This is a genomic window from Streptomyces orinoci (assembly GCF_003121295.1).
Lineage (GTDB): Bacteria > Actinomycetota > Actinomycetes > Streptomycetales > Streptomycetaceae > Streptomyces > Streptomyces orinoci.
On sequence record NZ_PHNC01000029.1, the window covers coordinates 1,052,618 to 1,077,857 of the forward strand.

Annotated in this window: 21 protein-coding genes, 1 tRNA gene and 1 pseudogene; 13 read left to right on the top strand and 10 right to left on the bottom strand. The window is 71.2% G+C overall.

Annotated elements, in window-relative coordinates; all coding sequences use genetic code 11:
* Positions 1-212: 212 nt before the first annotated feature.
* The gene (locus CV755_RS19535; RefSeq protein WP_109281483.1) at positions 213-704 is read right to left on the bottom strand and encodes a hypothetical protein; all 492 of its coding nucleotides are present in this window, start codon (positions 702-704) and stop codon (positions 213-215) included.
* A gap of 84 nt (positions 705-788) precedes the next feature.
* On the opposite strand from CV755_RS19535, the gene CV755_RS19540 reads away from it, so the two are divergent.
* Positions 789-1,241 (top strand): hypothetical protein, encoded by a 453-nt coding sequence (locus tag CV755_RS19540; RefSeq protein WP_109281484.1) that lies wholly within the window; start codon positions 789-791, stop codon positions 1,239-1,241.
* Between the two features lie 52 nt (positions 1,242-1,293).
* On the opposite strand, the gene CV755_RS19545 is transcribed toward CV755_RS19540, so the two are convergent.
* Entirely contained in the window at positions 1,294-2,541 is a 1,248-nt protein-coding gene (locus tag CV755_RS19545) for a helix-turn-helix domain-containing protein (RefSeq protein WP_109281485.1), read from the bottom strand.
* A 317-nt stretch (positions 2,542-2,858) separates the two neighbouring features.
* Here CV755_RS19545 and CV755_RS19550 point away from each other — a divergent pair, with 317 nt between their 5' ends.
* Positions 2,859-4,559, top strand: coding sequence for a lytic transglycosylase domain-containing protein (locus tag CV755_RS19550; RefSeq protein WP_241561298.1), 1,701 nt, complete (start codon positions 2,859-2,861; stop codon positions 4,557-4,559).
* 268 nt (positions 4,560-4,827) lie between these two features.
* On the opposite strand, the gene CV755_RS19555 is transcribed toward CV755_RS19550, so the two are convergent.
* The 3 genes from CV755_RS19555 to CV755_RS19565 all read right to left on the bottom strand — a co-directional run bounded on the left by CV755_RS19555 (position 4,828) and on the right by CV755_RS19565 (position 9,833).
* Positions 4,828-5,730 carry an apolipoprotein A1/A4/E family protein gene (locus tag CV755_RS19555; protein ID WP_164503301.1) on the bottom strand — a complete coding sequence of 301 codons (903 nt, stop codon included), beginning with the start codon at positions 5,728-5,730 and terminating at the stop codon, positions 4,828-4,830.
* Positions 5,731-5,922: 192 nt separating this feature from the next.
* Positions 5,923-8,850 (bottom strand): SUKH-4 family immunity protein, encoded by a 2,928-nt coding sequence (locus tag CV755_RS19560; RefSeq protein WP_109281487.1) that lies wholly within the window; start codon positions 8,848-8,850, stop codon positions 5,923-5,925.
* Between the two features lie 5 nt (positions 8,851-8,855).
* Positions 8,856-9,833, bottom strand: a complete 978-nt coding sequence (locus CV755_RS19565) for an SMI1/KNR4 family protein (RefSeq protein ID WP_109281488.1) — start codon at positions 9,831-9,833, stop codon at positions 8,856-8,858.
* A 282-nt stretch (positions 9,834-10,115) separates the two neighbouring features.
* Between CV755_RS19565 and CV755_RS19570 the strand changes: the two genes are divergently transcribed.
* Both CV755_RS19570 and CV755_RS19575 read left to right on the top strand, forming a co-directional pair.
* A complete protein-coding gene (locus tag CV755_RS19570; protein ID WP_109281489.1) occupies positions 10,116-10,667 on the top strand; it encodes a YwqJ-related putative deaminase in 552 nt (183 codons plus the stop codon).
* Positions 10,668-10,673: 6 nt separating this feature from the next.
* The gene (locus CV755_RS19575) at positions 10,674-11,177 is read left to right on the top strand and encodes an SUKH-3 domain-containing protein (RefSeq protein WP_109281490.1); all 504 of its coding nucleotides are present in this window, start codon (positions 10,674-10,676) and stop codon (positions 11,175-11,177) included.
* Positions 11,178-11,382: 205 nt separating this feature from the next.
* On the opposite strand, the gene CV755_RS19580 is transcribed toward CV755_RS19575, so the two are convergent.
* On the bottom strand, positions 11,383-12,771 hold the full coding sequence (locus CV755_RS19580) for a sensor histidine kinase (RefSeq protein ID WP_109281491.1): 1,389 nt from the start codon (positions 12,769-12,771) through the stop codon (positions 11,383-11,385).
* 156 nt (positions 12,772-12,927) lie between these two features.
* Between CV755_RS19580 and CV755_RS19585 the strand changes: the two genes are divergently transcribed.
* From CV755_RS19585 to pth, 6 genes and pseudogenes are all read left to right on the top strand, one after another.
* Complete coding sequence (locus tag CV755_RS19585; protein WP_109281492.1) at positions 12,928-13,806, top strand: hypothetical protein; 879 nt, start codon at positions 12,928-12,930, stop codon at positions 13,804-13,806.
* A gap of 12 nt (positions 13,807-13,818) precedes the next feature.
* Positions 13,819-13,890, top strand: a tRNA-Gln gene (locus tag CV755_RS19590).
* Positions 13,891-14,002: 112 nt separating this feature from the next.
* Positions 14,003-15,457 carry a bifunctional UDP-N-acetylglucosamine diphosphorylase/glucosamine-1-phosphate N-acetyltransferase GlmU gene (glmU, locus tag CV755_RS19595; RefSeq protein ID WP_109281493.1) on the top strand — a complete coding sequence of 485 codons (1,455 nt, stop codon included), beginning with the start codon at positions 14,003-14,005 and terminating at the stop codon, positions 15,455-15,457.
* Between the two features lie 73 nt (positions 15,458-15,530).
* Entirely contained in the window at positions 15,531-16,505 is a 975-nt protein-coding gene (locus CV755_RS19600; RefSeq protein WP_109281494.1) for a ribose-phosphate diphosphokinase, read from the top strand.
* 162 nt (positions 16,506-16,667) lie between these two features.
* Positions 16,668-16,949: pseudogene (locus tag CV755_RS19605) on the top strand (50S ribosomal protein L25); the annotation flags it as partial.
* A gap of 97 nt (positions 16,950-17,046) precedes the next feature.
* Positions 17,047-17,652: an aminoacyl-tRNA hydrolase gene (pth, locus tag CV755_RS19610; protein ID WP_161968720.1), complete on the top strand. Its 606-nt coding sequence runs from the start codon at positions 17,047-17,049 to the stop codon at positions 17,650-17,652.
* 265 nt (positions 17,653-17,917) lie between these two features.
* On the opposite strand, the gene ppc is transcribed toward pth, so the two are convergent.
* Positions 17,918-20,668, bottom strand: a complete 2,751-nt coding sequence (gene ppc / locus CV755_RS19615; protein ID WP_193553430.1) for a phosphoenolpyruvate carboxylase — start codon at positions 20,666-20,668, stop codon at positions 17,918-17,920.
* A 204-nt stretch (positions 20,669-20,872) separates the two neighbouring features.
* Between ppc and CV755_RS19620 the strand changes: the two genes are divergently transcribed.
* Positions 20,873-21,880, top strand: coding sequence for an acyl-CoA desaturase (locus CV755_RS19620; protein ID WP_193553431.1), 1,008 nt, complete (start codon positions 20,873-20,875; stop codon positions 21,878-21,880).
* A gap of 7 nt (positions 21,881-21,887) precedes the next feature.
* Positions 21,888-22,568 (top strand): TetR/AcrR family transcriptional regulator, encoded by a 681-nt coding sequence (locus CV755_RS19625; protein WP_109281497.1) that lies wholly within the window; start codon positions 21,888-21,890, stop codon positions 22,566-22,568.
* Positions 22,569-22,575: 7 nt separating this feature from the next.
* Here CV755_RS19625 and CV755_RS19630 read toward each other — a convergent pair whose 3' ends face one another.
* On the bottom strand, positions 22,576-22,941 hold the full coding sequence (locus CV755_RS19630; RefSeq protein WP_109281498.1) for a VOC family protein: 366 nt from the start codon (positions 22,939-22,941) through the stop codon (positions 22,576-22,578).
* Position 22,942: 1 nt separating this feature from the next.
* Positions 22,943-23,761, bottom strand: a complete 819-nt coding sequence (locus CV755_RS19635) for a trans-aconitate 2-methyltransferase (protein WP_109281499.1) — start codon at positions 23,759-23,761, stop codon at positions 22,943-22,945.
* Positions 23,762-23,893: 132 nt separating this feature from the next.
* On the opposite strand from CV755_RS19635, the gene CV755_RS19640 reads away from it, so the two are divergent.
* Positions 23,894-24,391, top strand: coding sequence for a MarR family winged helix-turn-helix transcriptional regulator (locus tag CV755_RS19640; RefSeq protein ID WP_109281500.1), 498 nt, complete (start codon positions 23,894-23,896; stop codon positions 24,389-24,391).
* Here the strand turns inward: CV755_RS19640 and CV755_RS19645 are convergent.
* Complete coding sequence (locus CV755_RS19645; protein WP_109281984.1) at positions 24,350-25,138, bottom strand: response regulator transcription factor; 789 nt, start codon at positions 25,136-25,138, stop codon at positions 24,350-24,352. The two genes, CV755_RS19640 and CV755_RS19645, sit on opposite strands and share 42 nt — an antisense overlap.
* Positions 25,139-25,240: the final 102 nt, after the last annotated feature.

The following is a 25,240-nucleotide window of genomic DNA, read 5'->3' on the forward strand; positions in this document are numbered from 1 at the left end:
TCCTGCGCGCTCGCGGAACGGAAGCCGAGCACCGGCCCGGGCGCCATTTAACGGCGACCGGGCTTGGTCCTTTCAGTGGAGCGTCATGACCAGCGACCCGATCGCTCAGCGTACGGACACCGGCCTCGACCGCACCCGGCAGCCAGTCGGCGAGACCCTGGGCCGTGCCGACGCCAAAGTGGCGTCCAAGGAAGCGCCCGCAGACGCCTGGTTCACCACTCGCGGTTCACGCTCTCGCAGGAGGCGGTGATCAGAGTATTGGACCTGCCGTCTCCCCCCGGCGGGTTGTCGATCCGCTTGAGGCCAGGGCGTATGCAGTTGTAGCGGTGAATGACCGCGCCTTGGTAGTCATGGAACTCGATGGTGATGAACGCCGGCTTGAAGAACACCCCGTTCCCCTTGAGCCACTGGTCAACATAATCCTGGGGAGGGTTGCTCCCCCGGAGGAAGCTGATCTCATGGTCCCTGCCCGAGACCGCGAGGACCCACTCCGCGGGGCTACCGGCGACGTTGACAAAGAAACTGTGCGCGCCCAGTGCGTCACCGGCCATGAGGTTGCCGTCGTCGAGGGCCGAGGAGGCCGAGGCCGTCCGCTGGGGAGCCGCGTCGGCGGGGCTCACGGCGAGACCGCACGCTGCGGCAGCGATCGCCATGGCGGCAGTCGCCTTGCCGATGCGGTGGAGTGCGGTGCTGTGATGCGACATGATGCTCCATTCCGATCATGAGCTTTGAGAAGGCCATTCCATCCCCGGAGAGCGGCGATTGTCACCATAGGGCCGGAATTTGGCTTGATCCGCTCGGAGATCTCCGGCGCGGTCCGGGGAGGACACGGATCAGGCCGGGATGCTCGCGGTCCACATGGACGCCCTCGCCGGCGTTCTCGCCCACATCCCCGGGGCCTGGAAGACGGGCTGACCCCCATCGACCTGCTCATCGCTCACAAGATCGAGCACTGGGACCGCGCATTCCGCACCCACGGGCTGGACGACACCGTCCCGGCTGCCCTGCTCCCGGCCCTGATCGCCGTGCAGCGCATGGCCCGCGCCAAGGACGAGGACCAGGTCCTGGGCGCCATCCAGGCCGCCTGGGACTCCTACTACCGCAGGTTCGACAACCCGCTGGACGTCGGCACCGCCGCCGAGCCGGAGGACCCGGAGGAAAGCGATCACCTGACCGAAAGCGCCTCGATGGAGACTGGGCTGCGATCGGTGCCGACCGCTCCACCGCGGACCAGTAGCTGACCTAGACTCCCGGCACACCGAACCAACGATCCGATGATCCGAAAGAAACGCCCTAGCCGACGACGCCGAGGTAGGCGGCCATATCGCGCATCTCAGTGGTAAGGGTGCGCTTGCGCTTCCGCAAGATCTCTTCCATGGTCTCTGCGGCCATGCTCTGATGCCGCAGCCACTCGGGGAACGTCTCCCGCACCTGTACCAGTTCTTCCATGGCGGCCGACAGATCACCGGTCCGCGTGTGAGCGCGCGCCAGATCGAGAGTGAATCGGTTGCCGTCGTTCGTGCTGGGACCGCCAAGGCGCTTCCACGCCTTCGGCGACAGCGCCTCTTCTTCACCCGCCTTGCGGACTACCGTGCGGGCGTCCCCGACAACAGTGGAGTCCTCAAGTGCCTTCATGGCGACGGTGACCGGTCCGAACACCGACCAGTGCAAAGAGATGTTGCGGTGAGCTGTGCCGACGGCCGTTGCCGCCACCCGCGCGGCCTTGCGGTACTCCTTGGCCTCCTCAGGGCGGTTGTTCCGCGCGGCAGCGGCGGCGGCTTCCATCGCCAAGCCGCCCCACACCGCGTAGTGATCGGGCTCGGCCCGGGTGATCTTGGGCTCCACTACATCCATGCTCTCTGCGGCGACTCGTTCGGCTTCGTCGAACCGGCTTTGCCGGATCAGCAGCCAACACATGCCGCCGACCCCGGAAGCGGCAGCGAGCATGTCCCCGGCGTTCTTGGCGTCCGCGACCGCGCCTGCCAGGGCGGTATAGGCGATGTCGTATTGGCGCACCTGCGTGAGGTAGGTGCCTGCCAAGCGCAGTGCCTCAGCGCGGGCCAGAAGCGCTTGCTGATGCTCCTCGCCGCTGTCGTAGTAGGCAACAGCCTTGGCGGCGTCCCGCAACAGCCCCGGCAACTGGGAGGACACGCTCTTGTAGCTGTCGGAGAAGTACAGAACTCGTGCGTCCTGGACCGTCCTGCGGAAGGCTCGAAGGTTGGGCTCCTCCTCGGCTGTCTCCGCTACTCGGTCTGCGAGCCCTACCGCCGGGGTCAGCGCGGCGCGAAGCTGGACGAGGTTGACGCGGTTCGGCTCCTCGGCCTGCCCGACCGGTTCCGGCGCGTCCGATGCCACCAGCGCGGCCGTGGTCACATTCAGGGCGCGGGCCAGCATGTGAAGCGTCTCCATGCGGACGGTTCCGCCCTGTTCGAGCTTCCGCACGGTTCCGGGTGACACACTGGCCGCGTGGGCCAGTTCTTCCTGACTCATACCAGCCCGACGCCGGTACTTCCGGACATTGTCCGCGAGTTCCGTGGTCATCTGCTCACCTGCCTCTGGTTGCCACGGTACGCCGGGTGCCCGAACTGCCCAGCGCTATCGCGGCAGATACCCACTCAGGGACCGGCTCGATCCGGTGTCAGCACCACCATGTGACACATGACAGTTGCGGACGGTGATCGCGAAGTGGCCGGTGCCGGAGGGTTAATGGGGCAACAGACGGCGAAGAATCCGTGAAGGGTGCCCCCCGGCAAGACAATTGGGGGCAGAGGGAATTAGTGTTCGGCTTTATGGCCGAGGGGGGAGACGTACGGCCCCCCGCAGTACGGCCGCCGGTCTCTCAAGGAAGCAGCCTTTCGGTGAAGATACTTGGTACTCGCGCCGCCAGCGTCTCCCGACAGGGACTGTGCACGGCTCTGCTGGTCGCCAGCCTGAGCGCCGCCGTCGGCGCCGCGCCGGCGCACAGCACCGCGGACCACGACGATCCCGCACCCACGCCCGGCAACCCGCAGAGCCAGCCGCATGGCTCCCCCAACCTCACCCTCCCCGACCTGGTCCCACGGCCCGGCGCCTCCGGCGGACCCGGCCGCGACCTCGGCACCGGTGCCGTCCCGGACGGTGCCACCGGCATTCCGGCCACCGCGCTGGCCGCCTACCGGAACGCCGAGAAGATAGCCAAGGAGCAGTGGCCGGACTGCCATGTGCCCTGGGAACTGATCGCGGGCATCGGCAAGGTGGAGTCCGAGCACGCCGCCAACTACGGACTGCGCTCCGACGGCTCCACCGAGAAGAGAATCATCGGGCCCGCCCTGGACGGCGGGCAGTTCGCCCTGGTCCGGGCCACCGACGGCGGCCGCTGGACCGGCGACCCGGTCTACGACCACGCCATCGGCCCCATGCAGTTCCTGCCGTCCACCTGGGCGAGCTATGCCGTGGACGGCAGCGGACTGGGCCAGAAGGACCCCAACAACATCTTCGACGCGGCGGCCGGTACGGCCCGCTATCTGTGCGCCGGCGGCCTGGACCTGCGCAACCAGGCCGACATCGACAAGGCCGTGCTGCGCTACAACAACTCGCAGGACTACCTCAACGCGGTGCTCGGCTGGATGCGCGCGTACCAGGACGGCAAGGCCGTGCCGGTCGCCGACCCGCCGGCCGCGCCGGGCACCCCGGCGCCGGGCCGTACGGCGCCCTCCCGGGGCAGCGACACCACGCCCGCCGAGCCGCCGCGGCGCAGCCCGCAGCCCTCGCCGTCCGGTCCGGGACCGGAGCGGCCCGGGAAGCCGACGCCTACGCCTGCGCCTAAGCCGACGCCCGGCAAGACCACCGAGCCAAAGGACCCGGGCAAGGACAAGCCGGTCCCGCCGGCGCCGCTGCCGGCCGGCAGGCTGGACCGGGTCGGCGACGGCACGCTCAAGGCCACCGTCGGCCAGAGCTTCACCGCCCGGGCGCAGGTACGGGCGGTGGACCGCAACGGCAAGCCCGTCGCGGGCACCAAGGTGCGCTTCGAGGTCATCGGCGACACGGAGGCCCGGTTCCCCGGTGACTCCCGTACGGTCACCGTGGTCACCGGCAAGGACGGTTCGGCCGCCGCGCCCACCCTCCAGGCGGGCGGTAAGGCGGGCGACTTCACGGTCCGGGCCACGGTGGTGGGCCGGGACGTCAAGCCGGTGGACTTCGCCGCGACGGTCGAGGCTTTGCCCGCGCCGCGGGCGGACGCCCTGGAGCGGGTCGGCACCGGTGCCCTCAAGGCCAAGGCCAACGCCTCCTTTGCCGAGGTGCGGGTGCGGGCGCTGGCCAAGGGCAAGCCGGTGCAGGGGGTCGCGCTGACCGCCACCGTACTGGCGGCGGACGGCAAGACGCCGGTGAAGACCGGGCCGTTCTTCAAGGACGACAAGGGCAAGCCGGTGCGTGCGCTGACGCTGCCGGTGACCGGTGAGGACGGGGAGGTCATCCTGTCCGGACTGTTCACCGGGGCCGAGACGGGGGCTTACACGGTGGTGCTGGGCACGGAGTCCGGTGCGCAGCTGGTACTCCACGTCACCGTCACGGCAACCTGACCCGCCACCGGGCGGGCCGTTCACCGCGGGCCGCGGGGGGCTGATCGCGTAGTTCCCCGCGCCCCTGGGAGGGGCGCACCCGGCGACGAAACGGCGTCTGCCGATGGCCGTTGCCGGTCGGCCGCGGGCCGCGGGGGGCTGATCGCGCAGTTCCCCGCGCCCCTAAAGGGGCGCACCCGGCGCGGAACGGCGGGCGTTCGGCCGTGGGCGCGCCCACGCGGCGGAGCCGCATATCGAATACCGCCCCGCGCCCCTGAGGGGGCGCGGGTCAGTTGTCCGCGCTGGCGTCCTCGGATACCGGCTTGCCGGTGAGCGCGGCCAAGCTGTGCCGGACATGCGCCATATGCGAGCGCAACTCTTCGCGCCGCTCCTCGTGTTCGCGCAGCACCCGCTCCGTCTCCCGGGCAATGCGCTCCTCCCGCACCCGCGCCTGCGCCAGCACCGCCGCGGCCTGCGCCTCCGCGTCCTCCTGGCCGTGCCGGGCCGCCTCCTCCGCGTCCGCGTAACGGCGCTGGGCCTCGCTCAGCGTGGAGCGGGCGTACTCCTCCATCGCCGCGATCCGGGCCTGCAGCGCCGTCTCCCGCTCGGCGGACTCCCGCCCGGCCTCCTCCCAGCGCTCCGCCTGGTCCTTCTCCTGCTCGGCCAGCATCGCGGCGGTCCGCTCGCGCATCTCCTGCAGCGCGCGGGCCGCGTCCTCCCGCCGGTCCTTGGCCTCCTGCCGTACCGTCGCCCGCAGTTCGTCGGCCACCGCCTCGGCCGCCAGCCGGGCCTGCCGGGCCCACTCCTCGGCCTCGGCCCGTACCCCCACCGCGTACTCATGGGCCGCGTCCCGCACCTCGCGGGCGAAGGCCTCGGCCGCGTCCTGGAGTTCGGCGGCGTCCGCCTCGGCCCGCTGCCGCAGCCCGATCGCCTCCGCCTCGGCCGTGGTGACCAGGCCCTGCGCCCGCGGCCCCAGCGACTCATAGGTCTGCGGCGGCAGCTGAGCCGCGATCTGGGTGAGGCGCTGGAGCTCGTCCTCCATCTCACGGGCCAGCACCGTCAGCCGCGCCACCCGCTCCCACGCGGAATCCCGTTGCCTGGCGAACTCCTGCACCGCGCGGTCCACCTGGTCAGGCCGGTAGCCGCGGCCTCGTACGACAGTGAACCCCTCGGGAGGCACCGATGCACTCATGCTTAAAGCCCCTTATGTCCGGACCCGGTGTGCGACGCGGTCAGGCGCACATCATTCCCGTACGAGAGAAGTGCCCAAAAAACCGACACTCCGCCCGCCCCTTCCATCAACAACGCGCCGACCGACGCGCGGGGCGCCCGGCCCGGAATGCCCGGGTCAAGCGCCCCGCCCTCGTCCAGCCGTGGCCGGTCGCTAGAAGAGACCGTCCCACATCTGCTCCAGCAGCACCGCCCACCAGTTCTCCGGCGAGGACAGCGCGGTGGCGTCCAGCGCGGAGAGCTGGTCCTGGAAATCCACGGTCCAGCGCCCGGCCTGCTCCGGCGTCAGACCGTAGCGCCAGCGCCACATCCGCCCGAGCAACGCCAAAGAGCGTACGAACTGGGGAAGGCTCGTGTTGACGAACTGCGGCGGCGCGCAGCGGCCGTCCGGCCCCGGCTCCAGCGGCACCGCGACGATATGCGCGGTGCCGTACTGCACACAGAGCTGACGGCCGAAGTCATTGCCCATCACCAGATAGGAGGCGGCGTCCACGGCGGGCTGCACACCCCGCTCCATGGCCAGTTCGGCCAGGGTGGGCACCGGACGGCCCGGCTGGGCCTGGGCCCAGAAGAACGGCCCGAACTCCCGCGGCAGACCCGCCCACACCAGGGTGTGCGCCACCACCTCCGGCACGCCCTGCCGGGAGACGGCCCGCTGCTCGAAGCGGAACACATTCTGCTGGCCGAAGACCTCCGCCAGCTCCCGGCCGATGGCGTCCGGGGCGACCGGCGGCGCGGCGGGCACCTGGCCCGGCCGCGGCAGCGGCACCCGGTTGGGCGCGGGCCGCGCCGGGGCGCCCGCGACCTGGTGCAACTCGCCCTGGTGGGTCACCAGATGGTTCATCCCCTGCTGCCGGCCGGCGTGGTCCCTGCCGTACGCGGCGGTGTGACTCACCCGCACCTGCGGCCAGTTCTCGCGCACCATGCGGGCGCAGTAACCGCCCGGCAGGTCACAGGACTCCAGCTCGGTGTGCAGCTCCAGCACCTGCTGCGGCGGCACATTGAGCGCCCGCAGCTCATGCAGTATCTGCCACTCCGGGTGCGGGGTGCCGGGCGCGCTGCGCCGGATGATCTGCTGCTCCGAGCCGTCCTGCGCGCGGTAGCGCAGCACGGCCATATAGCCCGGACCAACGGTCGGCACACCGGCCGGCGGCTGGGGGTAGCCATAGCCGCCGGGGGCGGCGGGGGGTACGGGCATGGCGGGTGCGGCTGGTGCGCCGGGTGCTCCGGGTACGCCAGGTGCTCCGGGCACACCGGGCGGGCCGCCCGGGGCCAGCATGGTGGCCGCGTGGGCGACGTCCGGCGCCGGGGCCGAACCGCCGGGCGCGGCCGGGGGGCTGCCCGGCGCACCGGGTGCACCGGGCGCTCCGGGCGGACCCGGGGGGCGCGGGACATTACCGGAGGCGCCGGGGTGCGCCAGCATGGTGGCCGCATACGCCACACCCTGCGAGGGGGTCGAACCGCCGGGCCCCGCCGGGGTGTTGCCGGGCGTACCGGGCGGCCCAGGGGGCGGCGGAACGCTGCCGGGGGTACCGGGCGGGCCCGGCGGAGGGGGCACGTTTCCGGACGGCCCCAGGTCGGCCGGCTTGGCCAGCATCGTCGCCGCGTACGCCACATTCTGCGCGGCCCCCGAACCACCGGGCCCGGCGGGCGGGTTGACCGGAGCGCCGGGCGGGCCGGGCGGCACGGGCGCTCCGGCACCCGAACCAGCGGGCGCGGCAGGCGCGTTGGGCGCGGCAGGCGGCGCGGGCGGGGCGGACGGAGCCGGGGCGCTCGGCGGCGGCCATGCGCCGCCCATCGAGCCGTCCAGCGCGGGCGCGATGGCGGTGGGCGGCAGCGCACTGCCCTGCGGCATCAACTCGGTCTTGGCGTCCGGCCGTACCCCGGGCGGCGGGGTGTCATCGTCATCGGACCCGGACAGCGCGGGCGCCAGCACGGTGGCGGGCAGCCCCACGGAGCGGTCCTCGCCGTCCCCTTCCGAGGGCGCGTCGGCCCCCGGCCAGGCGGTGTCACCACCGGTGCCGGAGGCTCCGGCCCCGGGCACACCGGAACCCGGCGTCCCCGCATCCGGCCACGAGGCAGACGCCGAGGCACCGTCCCCGGCTTCAGCGGCCGCACCGGGCCAGACGGTCGCGGCGCCACCGCCCGTACCGGACGCCGCAGCACCCGGCCGGGCACCCGGAGCGTCCGGCCCCTGGGCGTCGCCGCCCGGCCGAACACCCGGCTCCGGAGCGGCAGTTCCCGACGACCCCGCATCCGGCCAACCAGCCGCCGAGGCATCGTGCCCGGCAGCGTCACCACCGGCCGCACCGGCACCACCCGCAGCTCCCGGCAGGGAACCCGCACCGGGGCCGGACTCCGGACGCGGAGCCGACGCAGTACCGCCATCGGCCTCACCGGCGCTCGCAGCCACCGGCCCAGCACCCGCGCCCGCAGTGACAGATCCCGCCGGGGTCGCGGCCGCCTCGGGCCATGCGGCCCCGGCAGCACCACCACCAGCCGCACCGGAATCCGAAACCCCGGACCGAACACCCGCGCCCGACACGGCAGAACCCGCATCCGGCCCGGCAGTCGAAACGGCGCCGTCACCGGCCGTACCAGCCCCCGAAGCCCCCGGCAGGGAACCCGCACCGGTGTCCGAACTCGGCACCGCGGCCTCGGACTTGCCCTCGTCCGCGGAGGAACCCTTCGCCTCCCGGCGGTCCGGGATGCCCATCGCGTCCGCCGCGTCCTGAAGCCACTGCGGCGGGCTGAGCAGGAAGGAAGTCGCTTCCAGATCCACCCGCTTGGGGGCGGCCGGCGCGGGCGGGGCCGGCTCGTCCACGGTGCCGTACTCCTCCTCGTAGCGGCGGATCACCTCACCCACCGGCAGTCCGGGCCACAGCGTGGTCTCCCCGCTGTCCCGGGCTATCACCAGCCGGCTGCGGCCGCCGTCGCCGGAGGCGACGCCCTCCCGGTCCTCGGCCCAGGCGACAAAGCCCAGGCCGAACTCCCGTACCTTCACCTCACGGTGCAGATACGCCGGCACCTCGCCATTGATCCAGCGCTCGGCGCGCTCCTGAGCCTGCGCGAAGGTCACCATCGCGCTCACCCCTCCACCGGGACGGCGTACGCGAAGCCGCCGTCAACCATCAGATTCGCCACCGTCTCCAGCTCCGGCGGGCCACCCGCCAGCCGGGAGAGGAAGTCGTCGAAGTCCTCACCACAGGGCAGCAGCAGCCGCTCCACCCTCCCCTGTACCGTCCAGCCGTCCCGGTCCCGGGCGTCGTCATAGGGACAGAACCAGACCGAACCCAGCGCCTCGCCCTTGACCTTGACCGCCAGCACCCCGCCCTGGACAAAGGCGACACCCAGATAGTCCTTGGTGAAGTGGTCTCGCAGGCACTTGTTGACATACACCAGGTCGTTGACCGCCGCCTCCTCGCGGACGGTGAAGAAGGGCTGGTCCAGCAGCAGGCCCAGCTCCGCGTCCAGCGCCGCGCCGACCGGGGCGCAGCCGCCGGCCGCCTTGAGGAAGTCACGGTAGGCGCCCGGCAGCCGATAGCCGAGGTCCTCCTCCACGCCCTGCACCTGCTCCTCGGAGACCGCCAAGTCCCGCTGGGGCAGGGCGAAATGGACGGGGCGGGTCTCCTGCAACGGGCGAGTGCCGCGCTTGTCCTGGTCCACCAGGGCCGTGGCCAGCCCGCCATGGTGCCGCAGCAGCGCCTTCACCTCGGCCGGCACCAGCTCCAGCCGGCGGGTGCCGGCCACATGGTGCCAGGTCCAGCCGTGCGGGGTGGCCACCGGCGACAGGCTGGCCCACAGCTCATGGCCCTCGGCGTGCAGCGCCGCGTTGGCCGAGACATAGTCGGTCAGCCGGAGCTCGTCCACGCCGAAACCCTCCGGCGGCTCGGCAATCTCGGCCGCCGCCCGGGCATAGGGGGAGAAGTCCGGATAGCCGTGTTCATCCACCCGCACCCCCTTGGGGTAGCGGGCATGCCGGACCGGATCCGGGAAGTGCACGACCTGCCCGGCGTAGGCCGTGTTCGGTGGCGCGGCGGCCTGTGCGGGCCGACCTGTCGTCATGGCGAAATGCCCCCTGCTGGCTGGCTGTGTTCCAAATACACCCGGTCCCCTCGGCCGGGACCCGTGGCGACCGACAGCCTATGCGGTGGCGCAAGAAGGCTCCCCGCCTCATCCCGGCGCAGTCCCACAGCATCACCTCACCCCCGTGCGCCACTTCCTTCCCTCGGGGCCACCGCACGGCACTTCAGACTCACGCAACACCGACCTGCCTTCCACTCCCACCACCGCGTTTGGCAGGCTGATCCCCGCAACAGGGGGATTGCACGGGAGGGAAGAACGACCATGCACACGACTCAGGACCGGCGGCCCCGGCAAGACGGGACCGAACACACCGAGGAGGCCGCCCCCGGCGACCCCCGGCTCAGCTGGAGTTCCACCGAGGACGCCGGCCTGCCGCCCGTACTCCTGCACCGCCGCGACGGCATCCTGCCCGCCGTGGCCGCCGCGCTGTCCGTCCGGGGCACCACCCTCACCTGCACCGGCGGCAAGGCCGACCAGGCACCCGCGCTGCACCCCCTGGTCCAGGACTTCCTGGACACCCTCACCAGCGAGCGCCGCGAACGCTTCACCGGCCGCTGCCCCGAAGCTCTGCTGCTCACCCGCTTCCTCACCGCCCATGAGGCCGGCCGCAGCAAACGCGCCGCCCGCAAACCACTCACCCATGGCGAGGCCCGCCGCGCCCTGAAGCAGGCCAAACTGACCGCCCGCCATATCCGCGAGGACGGCGACCCCCGGCACGGCGCCTATGCCGCCCCCTGTCGTTCCTGTACCGCGCTGCTGGCCCACTTCGGGGTCCGCGCCATCGACCCCACCCCGGCCCAAGGCAGAGGCTGACCACCCATGCGCGCCTTCGAACGCACCGCCACCACCCGCTTCCCCGCCGCCGTGGACGCCGCCCTGCGCGAGGCCGGCTGGCAGCCCGGCCGCTGGGACATCAAGGCCGCCGAGCAATGGGCCGACGCACTGCGCGCCCATGTCTCCCCGGCCGGCCATCGGCACACCGTCTTCCCGGCCGCCGTCGAAGCATGGGCCGAGTTCGGCGGCCTGCGCATCGCCGGCGCGGGAGCCGGCCGCCATATCGCGCCCACGCCCTTCGAGATCGACCCGCTGCACGGACTGCACCTGGCCCGCACCGCGGCCGACCTGGGCCGGGCACTGGGCACCGAGGTCTGCCCGCTGGGCCAGGAACTGGACGGCCAGGCACTGCTCACCATCGACGCCCACGGCCGCGTCTACAGCCTGGACCACACCGGCGACTGGTACCTCGGCCCCGACATCGACCAGGCAATAGGCAGCCTGGTCACCGGCGTCCAGCCGGCCCGCCTTTCGGCGGGGGGACGCTGACGGTCCGGTGCGGATGCTGACCGTTCCGGGCAGGCGCTGAGCGCCCTGGGCGGTGTCCGACGGCTCATGGCCTGCGCCATCGCCGGGTGCCGTTCCTCCGGGGAGCGGCCCCGGACCCTCGGTCGCGTGTCAGGTGCCGGCCGGCTGTGGCTGGTCGCGCAGTTCCCCGCGCCCCTGGAGGGGCGCCCGGAAGCGCCCCGCAGCCTCAAGCCGCTCTGCCCCGCCCGGCGCGCACATCCGGAATCACCGCCGAGACCCGGAACCCGCCCAGCTCCGTGGGCCCGGAGACAAAGACCCCGCCCAGCGCAGTGACCCGCTCCCGCATCCCCACCAGGCCATTGCCCCCACTGGGCAGCCCCGCGTCAGGGCCACCGTCCGAAGGCCCGTTCTCCACCTGGAGCGCCACCTCCGCCTCCCGGCGGGCCACCCGCACCCGGGCACTGGCCCCCGGGGCGTGCTTATGGACATTGGTCAGCGCCTCCTGGACCACCCGGTACGCGGTGCGCTCCACCGAGGGCGCGTACTCCTCCCGCTCCCCCTCCACGGAGAACTCCACCGCCATCCCGGCCGCCCGCGACTGGCCCACCAGATCCGCCAGCTCGGCCAGACAGGGCCCCTCCGGGCCATCCACACGGTCCGCACCATCCGGCCCGTCCGCCGGCTCCGCGGCCTCACCGGCCGCCCGCACCCGGGCCGAGGCCACCGCGGCCACCGCCGCCAGCCGCTCCGGCTCCACCGCCGGCTGCCGCGCCGCCGCCGCGTCCGGCTTGCTGCGCAGCACGCCCAGCATCTCCCGCAGCTCGGTCAGCGCCTGACGGCCCATGTCACCCACCAGCGCCGCGTTACGGGAAGCCTTCTCCGGGTCCTTCAGCGCCACCGCCTGCAGCGCCGCGGCGTGCACCACCATCAGCGACACCCGGTGCGCCACCACATCGTGCATCTCCCGGGCGATCCGGGTGCGCTCCTCATTACGCGCCCACTCGGCACGCTCCTCGGCCCGGTCGGCCAGCAGCGACAGCTCCCGTTCCAGGCCGTCCGCCCGCTCCCGCAGGCTCTCCACCAGCCGGCGGCGGGCCCCCACATACAGCCCGAGCAGCACCGGCGGCGCGGTCACCGCCAGCGAGAGCACCGCCGAGAAGCCCAGCACCGCCCACAGGCCCGGCCGGTAGCCGGCCTGGACCATGTCCTGGTGGAAGCGCACCGCCGCCACGATCAGCGTCCCGGCCAGCGCGGCCGAGGACAGTAAGGCGATGATCCGCCGTGGCACATCGGAGGCGGCCAGGGTGTACAGGCCGACCAGCGACAGCAGGATCCCCATCTCCGCCGGGCTCACCGCTATCGAGATCAGCACCACGGCCACCGGCCACCGCCGGCGCACCAGCAGCACCGCCCCTACCGGCAGCCCCAGCAGCCCGCCCAGTACGGCGGGAAACCCGGTCTCATGGGCGAAGGCAATCCCTTCGAGCATGCACTCGAACGCGGACACCACCGCAAGTACGACATCCAGCGCCAGGCCGCGCCGCCTGGCCCACCACCACGGCCCCGCGGGCGCGCCCCGCGCGCCCGCGTCCGTGACTGCCCCCGTTGTGGTCATACCACCCAGACTACGGGTGACGGCCACCGCCTTTCCGGGCCCTTCGACAACACTCGAATCGTTCGAGCGGAAGCGAAATCCGGGGGTTTTCGCTCGAACTGTTGAATCGCCCAGATTTTCGCCTCAGACGGTATGGCGAGCCGCCAGGCTGCTCCCATGACCGAGACACGACGCCGGGACGGCGCGACCGTCCCATTCGAAGACCTGCGAAAACAAGCGATCGCGCTGCGACAGGAAGGACTCAGCCGCAGACAGATCCGCGACCGACTGAAGGTCGGGAGCAACGATCTGCTCACCCGGCTGCTGGAGGGAGAGCCGCCGCCGGAGTGGACGAAGCGGCCACGCGCCAAGGACGACCTGCGGGCCAGGGCGCGCGAACTGCGGGCTCAGGGCATGACCTACGACCAGATCCAGCTGGAGCTGGGCGTTTCCAAGAGCTCGATCTCGCTGTGGGTGCGCGATCTCCCGAAGCCTCGGAAGACGCCGGAGCAGATGCGGGAGATGAGCGAGGCACGCTGGGCTCCGTACCGGCGCGAGATGGCCGTCACGCGCATGCGGACCAAGCTGGATGCCAAGCGGGAAATCGGGCGCATGACGGACCGGGAGCTGTTCCTGGTGGGGGTGGCGCTCTATTGGGCGGAGGGCGCCAAAAGCAAGCCCCACCGTCTGCAGGAGAGCGTTGTGTTCATCAACAGCGATCCCGGCGTGATCCAGGTCTATCGGGCGTGGCTGGCCTTGCTGGGTGTCGAGCCGCAGCGGATCCAGTACCGGGTGATGATCCATGAGTCAGCCGATGTCGCATCAGCGGAGCGCTACTGGGCCGATCTCGTCGGCATCGAACCAGCCGCCCTGCGCAAAACGACCCTGAAAAAGCACAACCCGATGACCGTCCGCAAGAACGTTGGCGAAGCCTACCGAGGCTGCCTGATCGTGCAGGTTCTCAAGGGTGCCGACCTATACCGTCGCATCGAAGGCTGGTGGTACGGCATAGTGTTGGGGGTCGAACGGGATCACTCGGCAGAATGTCCGAGTTGATCGTGTTCGCTATCCCCTGTGGTGTAATCGGCAGCACGGCGACCTTTGGAGTCGCTTGTCCAGGTTCGAGTCCTGGCGGGGGAGCAAGTTCGGGTCCTGACCTCCAGGTCAGGACCCGTCCGCGTTCCACCCGTCTTACGCCCCGGTATCCTGCGGGTGTCCACCCCCTCGAACCCTGAAGCCGAAGGGCCCACCCGTGAGCGCCAACCGCCCGGCAGCCGTCGTCGTCCTCGCAGCGGGTGAGGGCACCCGCATGAAGTCGGCCACACCCAAGGTCCTGCACACGCTCTGCGGCCGCTCCCTGGTCGGACATGTTGTCGCCGCCTCCCGCGAGCTCGCTCCGGAGCACCTGGTCGTGGTTGTCGGGCATGCCCGTGAGCAGGTCTCGGCGCATCTCGCCGGGATCGACCCCGAGGCGCGCACCGCCGTGCAGCATGAGCAGCGCGGCACCGGTCACGCGGTGCGGATGGGCCTGGAGGAGCTGTCGGGCAGCGGTATCGCCCTGGACGGCACGGTGATCGTGCTCTGCGGTGACACCCCGCTGCTGACCGGCGAGACCCTGAAGCTGCTGGCGGGCACGCATGCCGCGGACGGCAACGCGGTGACCGTGCTGAGCGCCGAGGTGCCGGACTCGACCGGCTACGGCCGTATCGTCCGTGACGCCGATGGCGCGGTGACCGCGATCGTGGAGCACAAGGACGCCACCGAGGAGCAGCGCGCCATCCGGGAGATCAACTCGGGGGTGTTCGCGTTTGACGCCCAGCTGCTGACCGACGCGCTGGGCAAGGTCCGTACGGACAACAGCCAGGGTGAGGAGTACCTCACCGATGTGCTGGGCATTCTGCGCGAGGCCGGGCACCGGGTGGGTGCGGCGGTGGCCGGTGACCACCGGGAGATCCTGGGCATCAACAACCGGGTCCAGCTGGCAGAGGCCCGCCGGCTGCTCAATGAGCGGCTGCTGAACGCGGCGATGATGGCCGGGGTGACGGTGGTGGATCCGGCGACGACCTGGGTGGATGTCACGGTGACCTTTGAGCCGGACGCGTTGGTGCACCCCGGCACCCAGCTGCTGGGTGTCACGCATCTGGCCTCCGGTGCCGAGGTCGGCCCCAACACCCGGCTGACGGACACCACCGTGGGCGAGGGCGCCCGGGTGGACAACACGGTGGCAGACGGCGCGCTGATCGGCGCGGGCGCCAATGTGGGCCCGTTCGCCTATCTGCGGCCGGGCACCAAGCTGGGCCCCAAGTCCAAGGCCGGGGCCTATGTCGAGATGAAGAACGCCGAGATCGGCGAGGGAACGAAGGTCCCGCATCTGTCGTATGTCGGTGATGCCACCATTGGTGAGCACTCCAACATCGGTGCGGCGAGTGTCTTTGTGAACTACGACGGAGTGAACAAGCACCGCTCGGTGGTCGGCTCTCATTGCCGGACCGGAGCGGACAATATGTTTGTGGCTCCTGTCACGATCGGGGACGGCGCGTACACCGCCGCCGGCTCCGTCATCACCAAGGATGTGCCCCCGGGTTCGCTGGCCGTCGCCCGTGGCCAGCAGCGGAATATCGAGGGTTGGGTGGCTCGAAAGCGCCCGGGAAGCGCCGCCGCGCAGGCCGCTTCCACGGCTCTCCGGGAGACCTCCGGAGAGCAGTGACCGTGACACGGGTGCGTCGTGCGGGGCGTACCGTGATAAGCGCACACAAAGCGACATCCAAGGAGACTGTGCTGTGACCGGGTTCAAGACCGGCGAGAAGAAACTGATGCTCTTCTCCGGCCGCGCCCACCCCGAGCTTGCCGAGGAGGTCGCGCACCAGCTGGGCGTCGACCTGGTCCCGACCAAGGCCTTCGACTTCGCCAATGGCGAGATCTACGTCCGCTTCCAGGAATCGGCGCGTGGCGCCGACTGCTTCGTGATGCAGAGCCACACGGCTCCCATCAACAAGTGGATCATGGAACAGCTGATCATGATCGATGCGCTGAAGCGGGCCTCGGCCGCCAGCATCACCGTGATCGTGCCGTTCTACGGCTACGCCCGGCAGGACAAGAAGCACCGCGGCCGGGAGCCCATCTCCGCCCGCCTGATCGCCGACATCTTCAAGACGGCGGGTGCGGACCGGATTCTCACCGTGGATCTGCACACCGACCAGATCCAGGGCTTCTTCGACGGCCCGGTGGACCACCTGTTCGCGCTGCCGGTGCTGGCCGACTATGTGGGCGCCAAGGTGGACCGGGACAAGCTCACCGTGGTCTCCCCGGACGCCGGCCGGGTCCGGGTCGCCGACCGCTGGTGCGACCGGCTGGGCGCCCCGCTGGCGATCGTGCACAAGCGGCGTGACAAGGATGTCGCCAACCAGGTCACCGTGCATGAGGTCGTCGGTGATGTGAAGGATCGTGTCTGCGTACTGGTGGACGACATGATCGACACCGGTGGCACCATCTGCGCCGCGGCGGACGCGCTGTTCGCCCATGGCGCCGCGGATGTCATCGTCACCGCCACGCATGGTGTGCTCTCCGGTCCGGCCGCGGACCGGCTGAAGAACTCCAAGGTGAGCGAGTTCGTCTTCACCAACACCCTGCCCACGCCGGACGAGCTGGAGCTCGACAAGATCACGGTGCTGTCGATCGCTCCGACCATCGCCCGTGCGGTGCGCGAGGTGTTCGAGGACGGCTCGGTGACCAGCCTCTTCGACGAGCAGGCCTGATCGATTTCTGCTACGGCCTCCCCGCCGGGTAAGCTCTGCGAGTTGCTCGGCGAGGGAGGCCGTACTGATGTACGGCGGTCCGTTATCGACGCGCTCTTCGTAGCAGGCCGTTCGTGGGCCGGGTAACCCGTCCACTTCTACAGCTTCCGAGGAGCGTGCACCATGGCCGAGATCAAGCTCGCCGCCACCATCCGCACCCAGTTCGGCAAGGGCTCCGCCCGCCGGATCCGCATGGCCGACCAGGTTCCGGGCGTCATCTACGGCCACGGTGCCGAGCCGGTGCACGTGTCCCTGCCGGGCCACGACCTGATGATGGCGCTCAAGAACCCGGGCGTCGTGCTCTCCCTGGACATCGAGGGCCGCAACGAGGTCGTCGTCCCCAAGCAGGTGCAGCGCGACCCGCTGAAGGGCTTCCTGGAGCACGTTGACCTGCTGGTCGTCAAGGCCGAGGCCTGAGCCTCGCGCTCACTCTGATTCACTCTGACCGCCGTCCCGCTCCGCCCGGAGCGGGGCGGCGGTCGGCTATCAAGGAGTTATGCGGATGACGACGGACGGCGTGGGCGCGGGTACGGGCCCCTGGCTGGTGGTGGGTCTGGGCAACCCCGGCCCGGAGTACGCGGGCAACCGCCACAATGTGGGCTTTATGGTCGCCGACCTGCTGGCGGAGCGGACGGGCGCCCGCTTCAAGGCGCACAAGTCGCGTGCGCAGGTCGTCGAGGGCCGGGTGGGCGCGCCGGGGGTCTCCAGTCGCCGGGTGGTCGTCGCAAAGCCGATGTCTTTTATGAACCTCTCCGGGGGTCCGGTGGTGGCGCTGCGGGACTTCTACAAGGTGCCGGTGGAGCGGATCGTTGTCGTCCATGACGAGCTGGACATCGACTATGGCGCGCTGCGGCTGAAGCGGGGTGGTGGGGACAACGGTCACAATGGGCTGAAGTCCATCACCAAGGCGCTGGGTGCGGATTATTACCGGGTGCGGTTCGGTATTGGCCGGCCGCCGGGGCGGATGCCGGTGGCCGACTTTGTGCTCAAGGATTTCTCCTCCGCGGAGCGCAAGGAGCTGTCTTACGAGGTGGACCGGGCCGCGGATGCGGTGGAGTCTTTGATCGTGGACGGGCTCGACCGCGCGCAGAGCGTCTACAACTCTTAGGGGCTGCTTGGTCTTGCGGCGGGCCGCACCCGGCGACGAAACGGCGTCTGCCGACGACCGTTGCCGGTTGGCCGCAGGCCGTGCGTGGCTGGTCGCGCAGTTCCCCGCGCCCCTGAAAGGGGCGCGCCCGGCGACGGGGTGGCGTTTGCCGAGGTCCGTCGCCGGTTGGCCGCGGGGCGTGGGTGGTTGCTCGCGCCCGCGCGGCGGAGCCGCAAATCGAGTAACGCCCCGCGCCCCCGAGGGGGCGCACCCGGTGGCGAAAGGGTCAGCCCGTGTTGCGGAGGCCCGCCGCGACGCCGTTGACCGTGAGGAGCAGCGCGCGGTTGACGACCGGATCCGGTGTCCGGCCGGCGGCGATCGCCTCGCGCTGCCGCCGCAGCAGCGTGACCTGGAGGTAGGAGATCGGGTCCAGGTACGCGTCGCGGATCCGGAAGGTCTGGGCCAACACCGGGCTGGAGGCGAGGAGTTCGCGCTCTCCGGTGATGCGCAGCACTTCCCGTACGGTCAACTCGTGCTCGGCCACGATCGTTTCGAAGACGTGCCGCAACTCGCCCGGCACCAGCGTGTCCACATAGTGCCGGGCGATGCGCAGGTCCGTCTTGGCCAGCGTCATCTCCACATTGGAGAGGAAGTTGCGGAAGAAGTGCCAGCGCTGGTGCATTTCGTCCAGCACCGTTTCCAGGCCCGCGTCCCGCGCGGCCTTGAGGCCGGAGCCGACGCCGTACCAGCCGGGGACGATCTGCCGGGACTGGGTCCAGCCGAACACCCAGGGGATGGCCCGCAGTCCGTCCAGGCCCGCCCCGGAGTCGGGGCGGCGGGAGGGGCGGGAGCCCAGGTGGAGTTCGGCCAGCTGGTCCACGGGGGTGGAGGCGAAGAAGTACGCCGGCAGGTCGGGGTCTTCGACCAGCGCGCGGTACGCGGAGTGCGCCGCCTCGGAGACGGTGTCCATTGCCGCGTCCCAGCGCGCCAGCGCCTCGTCGCTCTGCCGGGGTGCGGTGTGCAGGGCGGAGGCCTGGAGGGTGGCGGCGACGGTGAGTTCCAGGTTCTCCCGGGCCAGGGCCGGGATGAGGTACTTGTCGGAGATGACCTCGCCCTGCTCGGTGACCTTGATCTCGCCGTCCAGCGTGCCCCAGGGCTGGGCGAGGATGGCGTCGTGGGTGGGGCCGCCGCCGCGGCCGACGGTGCCGCCGCGGCCGTGGAAGAGCCGCAGCCGTACGCCGTAGCGGTGGGCGACGTCGCGCAGCCGCCGCTGGGCGCGGTGGATCTCCCACTGGGAGGTGGTGATGCCGCCGAACTTGGAGGAGTCGGAGTAGCCGAGCATTACTTCCTGGACGTCGCCGCGCAGGGCCACCAGCCGCCGGTAGGAGGGGTCGGCGAGCATCTCGTCCAGGATGCGGTCGGCTTCGCGCAGTTCGTCCGTGGTCTCCAGCAGCGGGACGATGCCGATCCTGGCCCAGCCGGCGTGCAGATCGACCAGTCCGGCCTCGCGGGCCAGTACGGCCGCCGCGAAGACATCGTCGGCACCCTGGCACATGGAGATGATGTAGGACTCCACCACGGCGGGTCCGAACCGCTCCAGGGCCTGGCGGATGGTGTGGAAGACGCCCAGGGTCTTGGCGCCGGCCTCGTCCAGGGGGGCCGGGCTGGGGGCCAGCGGCCGGCGTGAGCGCAGTTCCTTGGCCAGCAGCTTGCGCCGGTAGTCGCGCGGCATGTCGGCGTACCGCCAGGACTCCTCGCCGAGCCGGTCGAAGAGCTGGCCCAGCGCGTGGTGGTGGGCCTCGGCGTGCTCGCGGACGTCCATGGTGGCCAGGTGGAGGCCGAAGGCGGCCAGGGTGCGCAGGGCCCGTTCCACCCGGCCGCCGGCGATCAGGGCGCCGCGGTGGGTGCGCAGGGAGTCCTGGATGAGCTGGAGGTCGGCGAGGAGTTCGCCGGTGCCCAGGTAGTCCCGGCCTTCCTGGTGGGGGGTGTCGCGGGCGAGCCGTTCGCGGGTGTTGAGCAGCTTCTGGCGGATGCAGGTGGCCTTGAGCCGGTAGGGCTCCTCGGCGTTGAGCCGCTTGTAGCGGGGGCTGATCTCGGGGAGCCGCTCCAGGTCGCTCTGCAGCGAAGTGAGGAGCTCCTCGGTGGCGCCGCTGTTGCGGATGGAGTTGGACAGGGCCACCCGCAGCTTGTCCACCAGTTCCAGGGCGTCGGTGATGCCGTGCTCGTGCTGGAGGATCAGTACGTCCCAGGTGACCTGGGGGGTGACATTGGGGTTGCCGTCGCGGTCGCCGCCGATCCAGGTGCCGAAGGTCAGCGGGCGGGTGTCGGAGGGCAGTGGGACGCCGATGCGGTCCAGCTCGGCGGCCAGGTCCTCCAGGACGTCGGCGGCGGCGCCGGTGTGCAGTTCGTCCAGGTAGTAGATGGCGTTGCGGGCCTCGTCGGTGGGTTCGGGGCGGGCGACGCGCAGTTCGTCGGTCTGCCAGAGCAGGTCGATGTTCTCGGCCAGGCGGAGGTCGGTGCGGCGCCGGTCGGCCTCGCCGGTGACCGGCTTGTCCAGGAGTTCGGCGATGCGCAGCAGCTTGTTGAGGACGCTGCGGCGGGCGGCCTCGGTGGGGTGTGCGGTGAACACCGGCCGTACGCCGAGGTGTTGGACGGTCTGCCGGAGGTGTTCGGGGTCGGCTTCCTTCAGCTGGTCGGCGGTGCGGGCGAGGAGGGAGCCCTCGCCCTCGCGCCGGGCGCCCAGTTCGCGGGCGCGGTGCACCTGCTCGGTGATGTTGGCCAGGTGGAAGTAGGTGGAGAAGGCCCGGACCAGCTTGGCGGCGGTCTGCGGGTCGGTGGCGCCGAGCAGTTCGGCGGCGGCCTCGCCGTCCGTCCGGGTCAGCGCGCGGACCCGTTCGACCAGGTCCAGCAGTTCTTCGCCCTCCTGGCGGACCAGGGTTTCGCCGAGCAGATCGCCGAGCCGACGGATGTCGGCGCGCAGGGCGGCGCTGCGCTGTGCCTCGGGGCTTTCGGCGGCGGAGTGGTCGGCACTGCTCACAGGTGCGGCTCCTTGCGGTGTTTCCGTGCATCTGGAGGGGTGACGGACCGCGCTGTCCGACGCCCCCAGCATAGGTCGCTCCGGGACGCGCGGGCGCTCGGCAGCCCTCTTGCCGACCGCCGGGGCCCTGCCATACTTACGTTGCCGTAGGTTACGGAACCGTAGGGACCGTACCCAATGCTCCCGACCCCCACGAGGGATTCCATGACTGCAAGCCCCGACGTGATCGAAGACGCTGTGTCGGCCCGACCGGCCGCGCTCCCTTCCGCCACGCTGGGTGGCGACAGCAAGCGTTCGATCGAGCAGATCACGCTGCTGCTGTTCATCATCGTTCCGTTTCTTGCGTTGCTGGCCGCGGTGCCGCTGGCCTGGGGCTGGGGGGTGAGCTGGCTCGATCTGGGGCTGCTGGTGGCGATGTATTACATCGGCTGCCACGGCATCACCATCGGCTTCCACCGTTACTTCACCCATGGCTCCTTCAAGGCCAAGCGGCCGCTGCGGATCGCCCTGGCGGTGATGGGCTCGCTGGCGGTGGAGGGGCCGCTGGTGCGCTGGGTGGCGGATCACCGCAGGCATCACAAGTTCTCCGACGCGGAGGGCGACCCGCACTCTCCCTGGCGTTATGGGGAGACCGTTCCGGCGCTGCTGAAGGGCCTGTGGTGGGCGCATGTCGGCTGGATGTTCGATGAGGAGCAGACGCCGCAGCAGAAGTACGCCCCGGATCTGGTCAAGGACCCGGTGATCCGGAACATCTCCCGCCAGTTCGTGCTGTGGACCACCGTCTCGCTGCTGATTCCGCCGCTGGTGGGCGGTCTGGCCACCTGGTCCTGGCAGGGCGCGCTGACCGCCTTCTTCTGGGGTTCGCTGGTGCGGGTGGCGCTGCTGCACCATGTCACCTGGTCGATCAACTCCATCTGTCACGCGGTGGGCAAGCGTCCGTTCAAGTCCCGGGACCGTTCGGGCAATGTGTGGTGGCTGGCGGTGCTCTCCTGTGGTGAGTCCTGGCACAACCTGCACCATGCCGACCCCACCTCGGCGCGGCACGGGGTGCTGCGCGGGCAGCTGGACTCCAGCGCCCGGCTGATCCGCTGGTTCGAGCGGGCGGGCTGGGCGTATGACGTGCGCTGGCCGGGCTCGGAGCGGATCGAGGCCCGGCGCCGGACGGTGGCCGGGGACCAGGGCGAAAAGAAGCGCGTTGCGATGGGGGCATGATTGACGGGTGGCGATCGACGGCAAAACCACCGGTAACAAGGACCTGACCCCCGCTTCCGGGGGCAGACGCACCCGCCGGGTGCGCATGACCGGCGCCGAGCGCCGGGAGCAGCTGCTGGACGTCGGTCGCACCCTGTTCGCCGAACGGGGCTTCGAGGGCACCTCGGTGGAGGAGATCGCGGCCAAGGCCGGTGTCTCCAAGCCGGTGGTCTATGAGCACTTCGGCGGCAAGGAGGGCTTGTATGCGGTGGTGGTGGACCGGGAGATGCGCCAGCTGCTCACCATGGTCACCGGTGCGCTGACCGCGGGCCATCCCCGGGAGCTGCTGGAGCAGGCCGCGTTCGCCCTGCTCGATTACATCGAGACCTTCACCGACGGCTTCCGGATTCTGGTCCGTGACTCCCCGGTGGCCCAGTCCACCGGCACCTTCGCCTCGCTGATCAGCGATATCGCCACCCAGGTCGAGGACATTCTGGGCCTGGAGTTCAAGGCCCGGGGCTTCGACCCCAAGCTGGCCCCGCTCTATGCCCAGGCCCTGGTCGGCATGGTGGCCCTCACCGGGCAGTGGTGGCTGGATGTCCGCAAGCCCAAGAAGGCCGAGGTGGCCGCCCATCTGGTCAATCTGGCCTGGCATGGTCTGGACGGCCTGGAGCCCCGGCCCCGGCTGGTGGGCCACCGCAAGAGCTGACCGCCGGTCAGTGCGCGGCCGGCTCCAGGAACTCCAGCCGGTTGCCCACCGGGTCCGCGGAGAAGAAGCGTCGGTGGCCGGGGAGGTTGTCGTCCCAGGTGACCGGGGCGCCATGGGCGGCCAGCCGCTCGGCGAAGGCGGTTATCCCGGTCACTCTCAGGCCGGGGTGGGCCTTGCGGGCCGGGCGGAAGTCCTCCTCGATGCCCAGGTGGAGCTGGACCGGGCCGGCGGCGAACCAGCAGCCGCCACGGGCCGCCAGGGCGGGCGGCTTGGGGATCTCGGTCAGGCCCAGGGCGTCCACGTAATAGGCGCGCAGGGCGTCCTCGCTGCCGGGCGGTGCGGCGAGCTGCACATGGTCCAGGGCGGTGATCATCTCAGTCCTCCTTGCGGGCGACGGCGAAGATCCGGCGGAAGGGGAAGAGGGTGCCGTGCGGCCCCGGCGGGTAGGCGCGGCGCAGCAGGTCGCGGTAGGCGGTGAGGAATTCCCCGGTGGCCGCCGGGTCCTCGGCCAGGGCGGTGAGGACGGGGCGCAGTCCGGTGCCCTTGACCCACTCCAGCACCGGGTCCTCGCCGGTCAGCAGGTGGAGGTAGGTGGTTTCCCAGACGTCCGCGCTCAGGCCGAGGTCCATCAGGCGGGTGAGGTAGTCGGCGGGCTCGCCGACATGGGCGGGGCCGCGCAGTACTCCGGCGAGGCGGTCGCGCCAGCGCGGTGAGTCACAGAGCTCGCGCAGCAGGGCGTGGGAGGGCGCGTTGTGGTTGCCGGGCACCTGGAAGGCGAAGACGCCGCCGGGGGTCAGGGCCCCCGTCCAGGCGGGGAAGGAGCCGGTGTGGCCCGGCACCCACTGGAGCAGTGCGTTGGAGACGATCAGGTCGAAGGGCTCGGCCGGCACCCAGTCGGCGGCGTCCGCCGGGGCGAAGTCGATATGCCCGCCGCCGGGGGTGGGTCCGGCGAAGGATGCCGCGCTGTGCAGCATCTCGGCGGAGTTGTCCAGGCCGGTGATATGGGCATCGGGCCAGCGTTCGGCCAGGATGGCGGTGAGGTTGCCGGCGCCGCAGCCCAGGTCGGCGATGCGGGCCGGGCGGCCGTGGGCGGGCAGTTCGGGGATGCGGGCGAGCAGGTCGCGGAAGGGGCGGGTGCGGGGGCCCGCGTGGCGCAGATACTGCCGGGGGTCCCAGGTGGGGGAAGCGGACATGGCCGGGCCTCCTTGAGGGTGGTCATGGCGAGGACCGTCGGATGCGCCCCGGGGGGGCGCCCCGGCCAGAATGAACCCAAGGTCTCTTGACGTCAAGAGACTTCATATCGACAGACCCTCTACACTGTTGCCATGGAGGACGAGGTCGATCGGCTGGTCGCGGCTTGGCGCCGAGAGCGCCCTGACCTCGACGTGGAACCGCTTGAGGTGCTCAGCCGGGTCAGCAGGCTCGCCCGCCATCTGGACCGGGCCCGCCGGCTGGCCTTCGCCGAGCATGAGCTGGAGCCCTGGGAGTTCGACGTGCTCACCGCCCTGCGCCGGGCCGGGCAGCCCTATCAGCTCTCTCCCGGGCAGCTGTTGACCCAGACTCTGGTCACCTCCGGCACCATGACCAACCGCATCGACCGGCTCGCCAAGAAGGGCCTGGTGGAGCGGGAGCCCGACCCCAATGACCGGCGCGGGGTGCTGGTGCGCCTCACCGACGAGGGCCGGGACCGCGCGGACCAGGCGCTCGCCGGACTGCTCGACCAGGAACACGCCATCCTCGCCGAGCTCTCCACCGGTCAGCGCCATGAACTGGCCGGGCTGCTACGCCAGTTGACCGCCCCGTTCGACAACCTCCCCGGCTAGGTCCACCGGGCCCACCCCGGCCCGCCGGGCCAGTGCCACCGCCGCCAGGGTGGAGTGCACCCCCAGCTTGCCCAGCACATTCTGCATATGGGTGCGGACCGTGTGCGGGGAGAGATAGAGCCGCTCGGCCACCGCCTTGCGGCCCAGGCCGGCCACCATGCAGCGCAGCACCTCGCGTTCGCGCGGGGTGAGCGACTCCACCAGGCGCTCGCTCTCGGTGCGGTGTTTGCGCGCGGCGGTCAACTCCCGCAGAACGCCGGTGAGCAGGGCCGGCGGCAGATGGGTCTCATCCCGCAGCACGCCCCGTATCACGGCCAGCAGCCGGGACAGCGAACAGTCCTTGGCCACCCAGCCGCCCGCGCCCGCCTGGAGCGCGGCGGCCGCCCGGCGTGGATCGTCCCGCTCGGCGAGCACCACCGTGCGCACCCCGGGATGCCCCGAACGCACCCCGGCCACCAGCGAGATGCCGTCCACCACGCCTTCGCCGCCGGCCGGTACGCCCGGCCCGGGGGCCCGGCGCTGCTCGGGCACCCGGGCCAGTTCGGCGACCCCGGCGCCCAGATCGGCGTCGATCAGCAGGACGTCAAAGCGACGCCCCTCCGCCGCGGCGCGCTCCAGCGCGCGCAGTGCCGCCGGTCCGCTGCCGGCCGCCGAGACATCCACGTCCTGCTCCGCCGCGAGGGCGGCGGCCAGCGACTCGGCGAAGATGCGGTGGTCGTCGACCACCAGTACCCGAATACGTGCCACAACCACCCCCCAATCCGTTGAGGCGGACCAGTGCGGGTACGGCGCCCGGTATGGGACCGTCACGCGCACGGCCGCCGCCGTGTGCCGGACAACTCCCCACCC

What these genes read in the sequence shown, in the direction of transcription:
- CV755_RS19535 (WP_109281483.1), bottom strand. Translation starts at nt 704, where the DNA reads ATGTCGCATCACAGCACCGCACTCCACCGCATCGGCAAGGCGACTGCC.
- CV755_RS19545 (WP_109281485.1), bottom strand. Translation starts at nt 2,541, where the DNA reads ATGACCACGGAACTCGCGGACAATGTCCGGAAGTACCGGCGTCGGGCT.
- CV755_RS19555 (WP_164503301.1), bottom strand. Translation starts at nt 5,730, where the DNA reads ATGAGTGCATCGGTGCCTCCCGAGGGGTTCACTGTCGTACGAGGCCGC.
- CV755_RS19560 (WP_109281487.1), bottom strand. Translation starts at nt 8,850, where the DNA reads ATGGTGACCTTCGCGCAGGCTCAGGAGCGCGCCGAGCGCTGGATCAAT.
- CV755_RS19565 (WP_109281488.1), bottom strand. Translation starts at nt 9,833, where the DNA reads ATGACGACAGGTCGGCCCGCACAGGCCGCCGCGCCACCGAACACGGCC.
- CV755_RS19570 (WP_109281489.1), top strand. Translation starts at nt 10,116, where the DNA reads ATGCACACGACTCAGGACCGGCGGCCCCGGCAAGACGGGACCGAACAC.
- CV755_RS19575 (WP_109281490.1), top strand. Translation starts at nt 10,674, where the DNA reads ATGCGCGCCTTCGAACGCACCGCCACCACCCGCTTCCCCGCCGCCGTG.
- CV755_RS19580 (WP_109281491.1), bottom strand. Translation starts at nt 12,771, where the DNA reads ATGACCACAACGGGGGCAGTCACGGACGCGGGCGCGCGGGGCGCGCCC.
- CV755_RS19585 (WP_109281492.1), top strand. Translation starts at nt 12,928, where the DNA reads ATGACCGAGACACGACGCCGGGACGGCGCGACCGTCCCATTCGAAGAC.
- pth (WP_161968720.1), top strand. Translation starts at nt 17,047, where the DNA reads ATGACGACGGACGGCGTGGGCGCGGGTACGGGCCCCTGGCTGGTGGTG.
- CV755_RS19620 (WP_193553431.1), top strand. Translation starts at nt 20,873, where the DNA reads ATGACTGCAAGCCCCGACGTGATCGAAGACGCTGTGTCGGCCCGACCG.
- CV755_RS19630 (WP_109281498.1), bottom strand. Translation starts at nt 22,941, where the DNA reads ATGATCACCGCCCTGGACCATGTGCAGCTCGCCGCACCGCCCGGCAGC.
- CV755_RS19635 (WP_109281499.1), bottom strand. Translation starts at nt 23,761, where the DNA reads ATGTCCGCTTCCCCCACCTGGGACCCCCGGCAGTATCTGCGCCACGCG.
- CV755_RS19640 (WP_109281500.1), top strand. Translation starts at nt 23,894, where the DNA reads ATGGAGGACGAGGTCGATCGGCTGGTCGCGGCTTGGCGCCGAGAGCGC.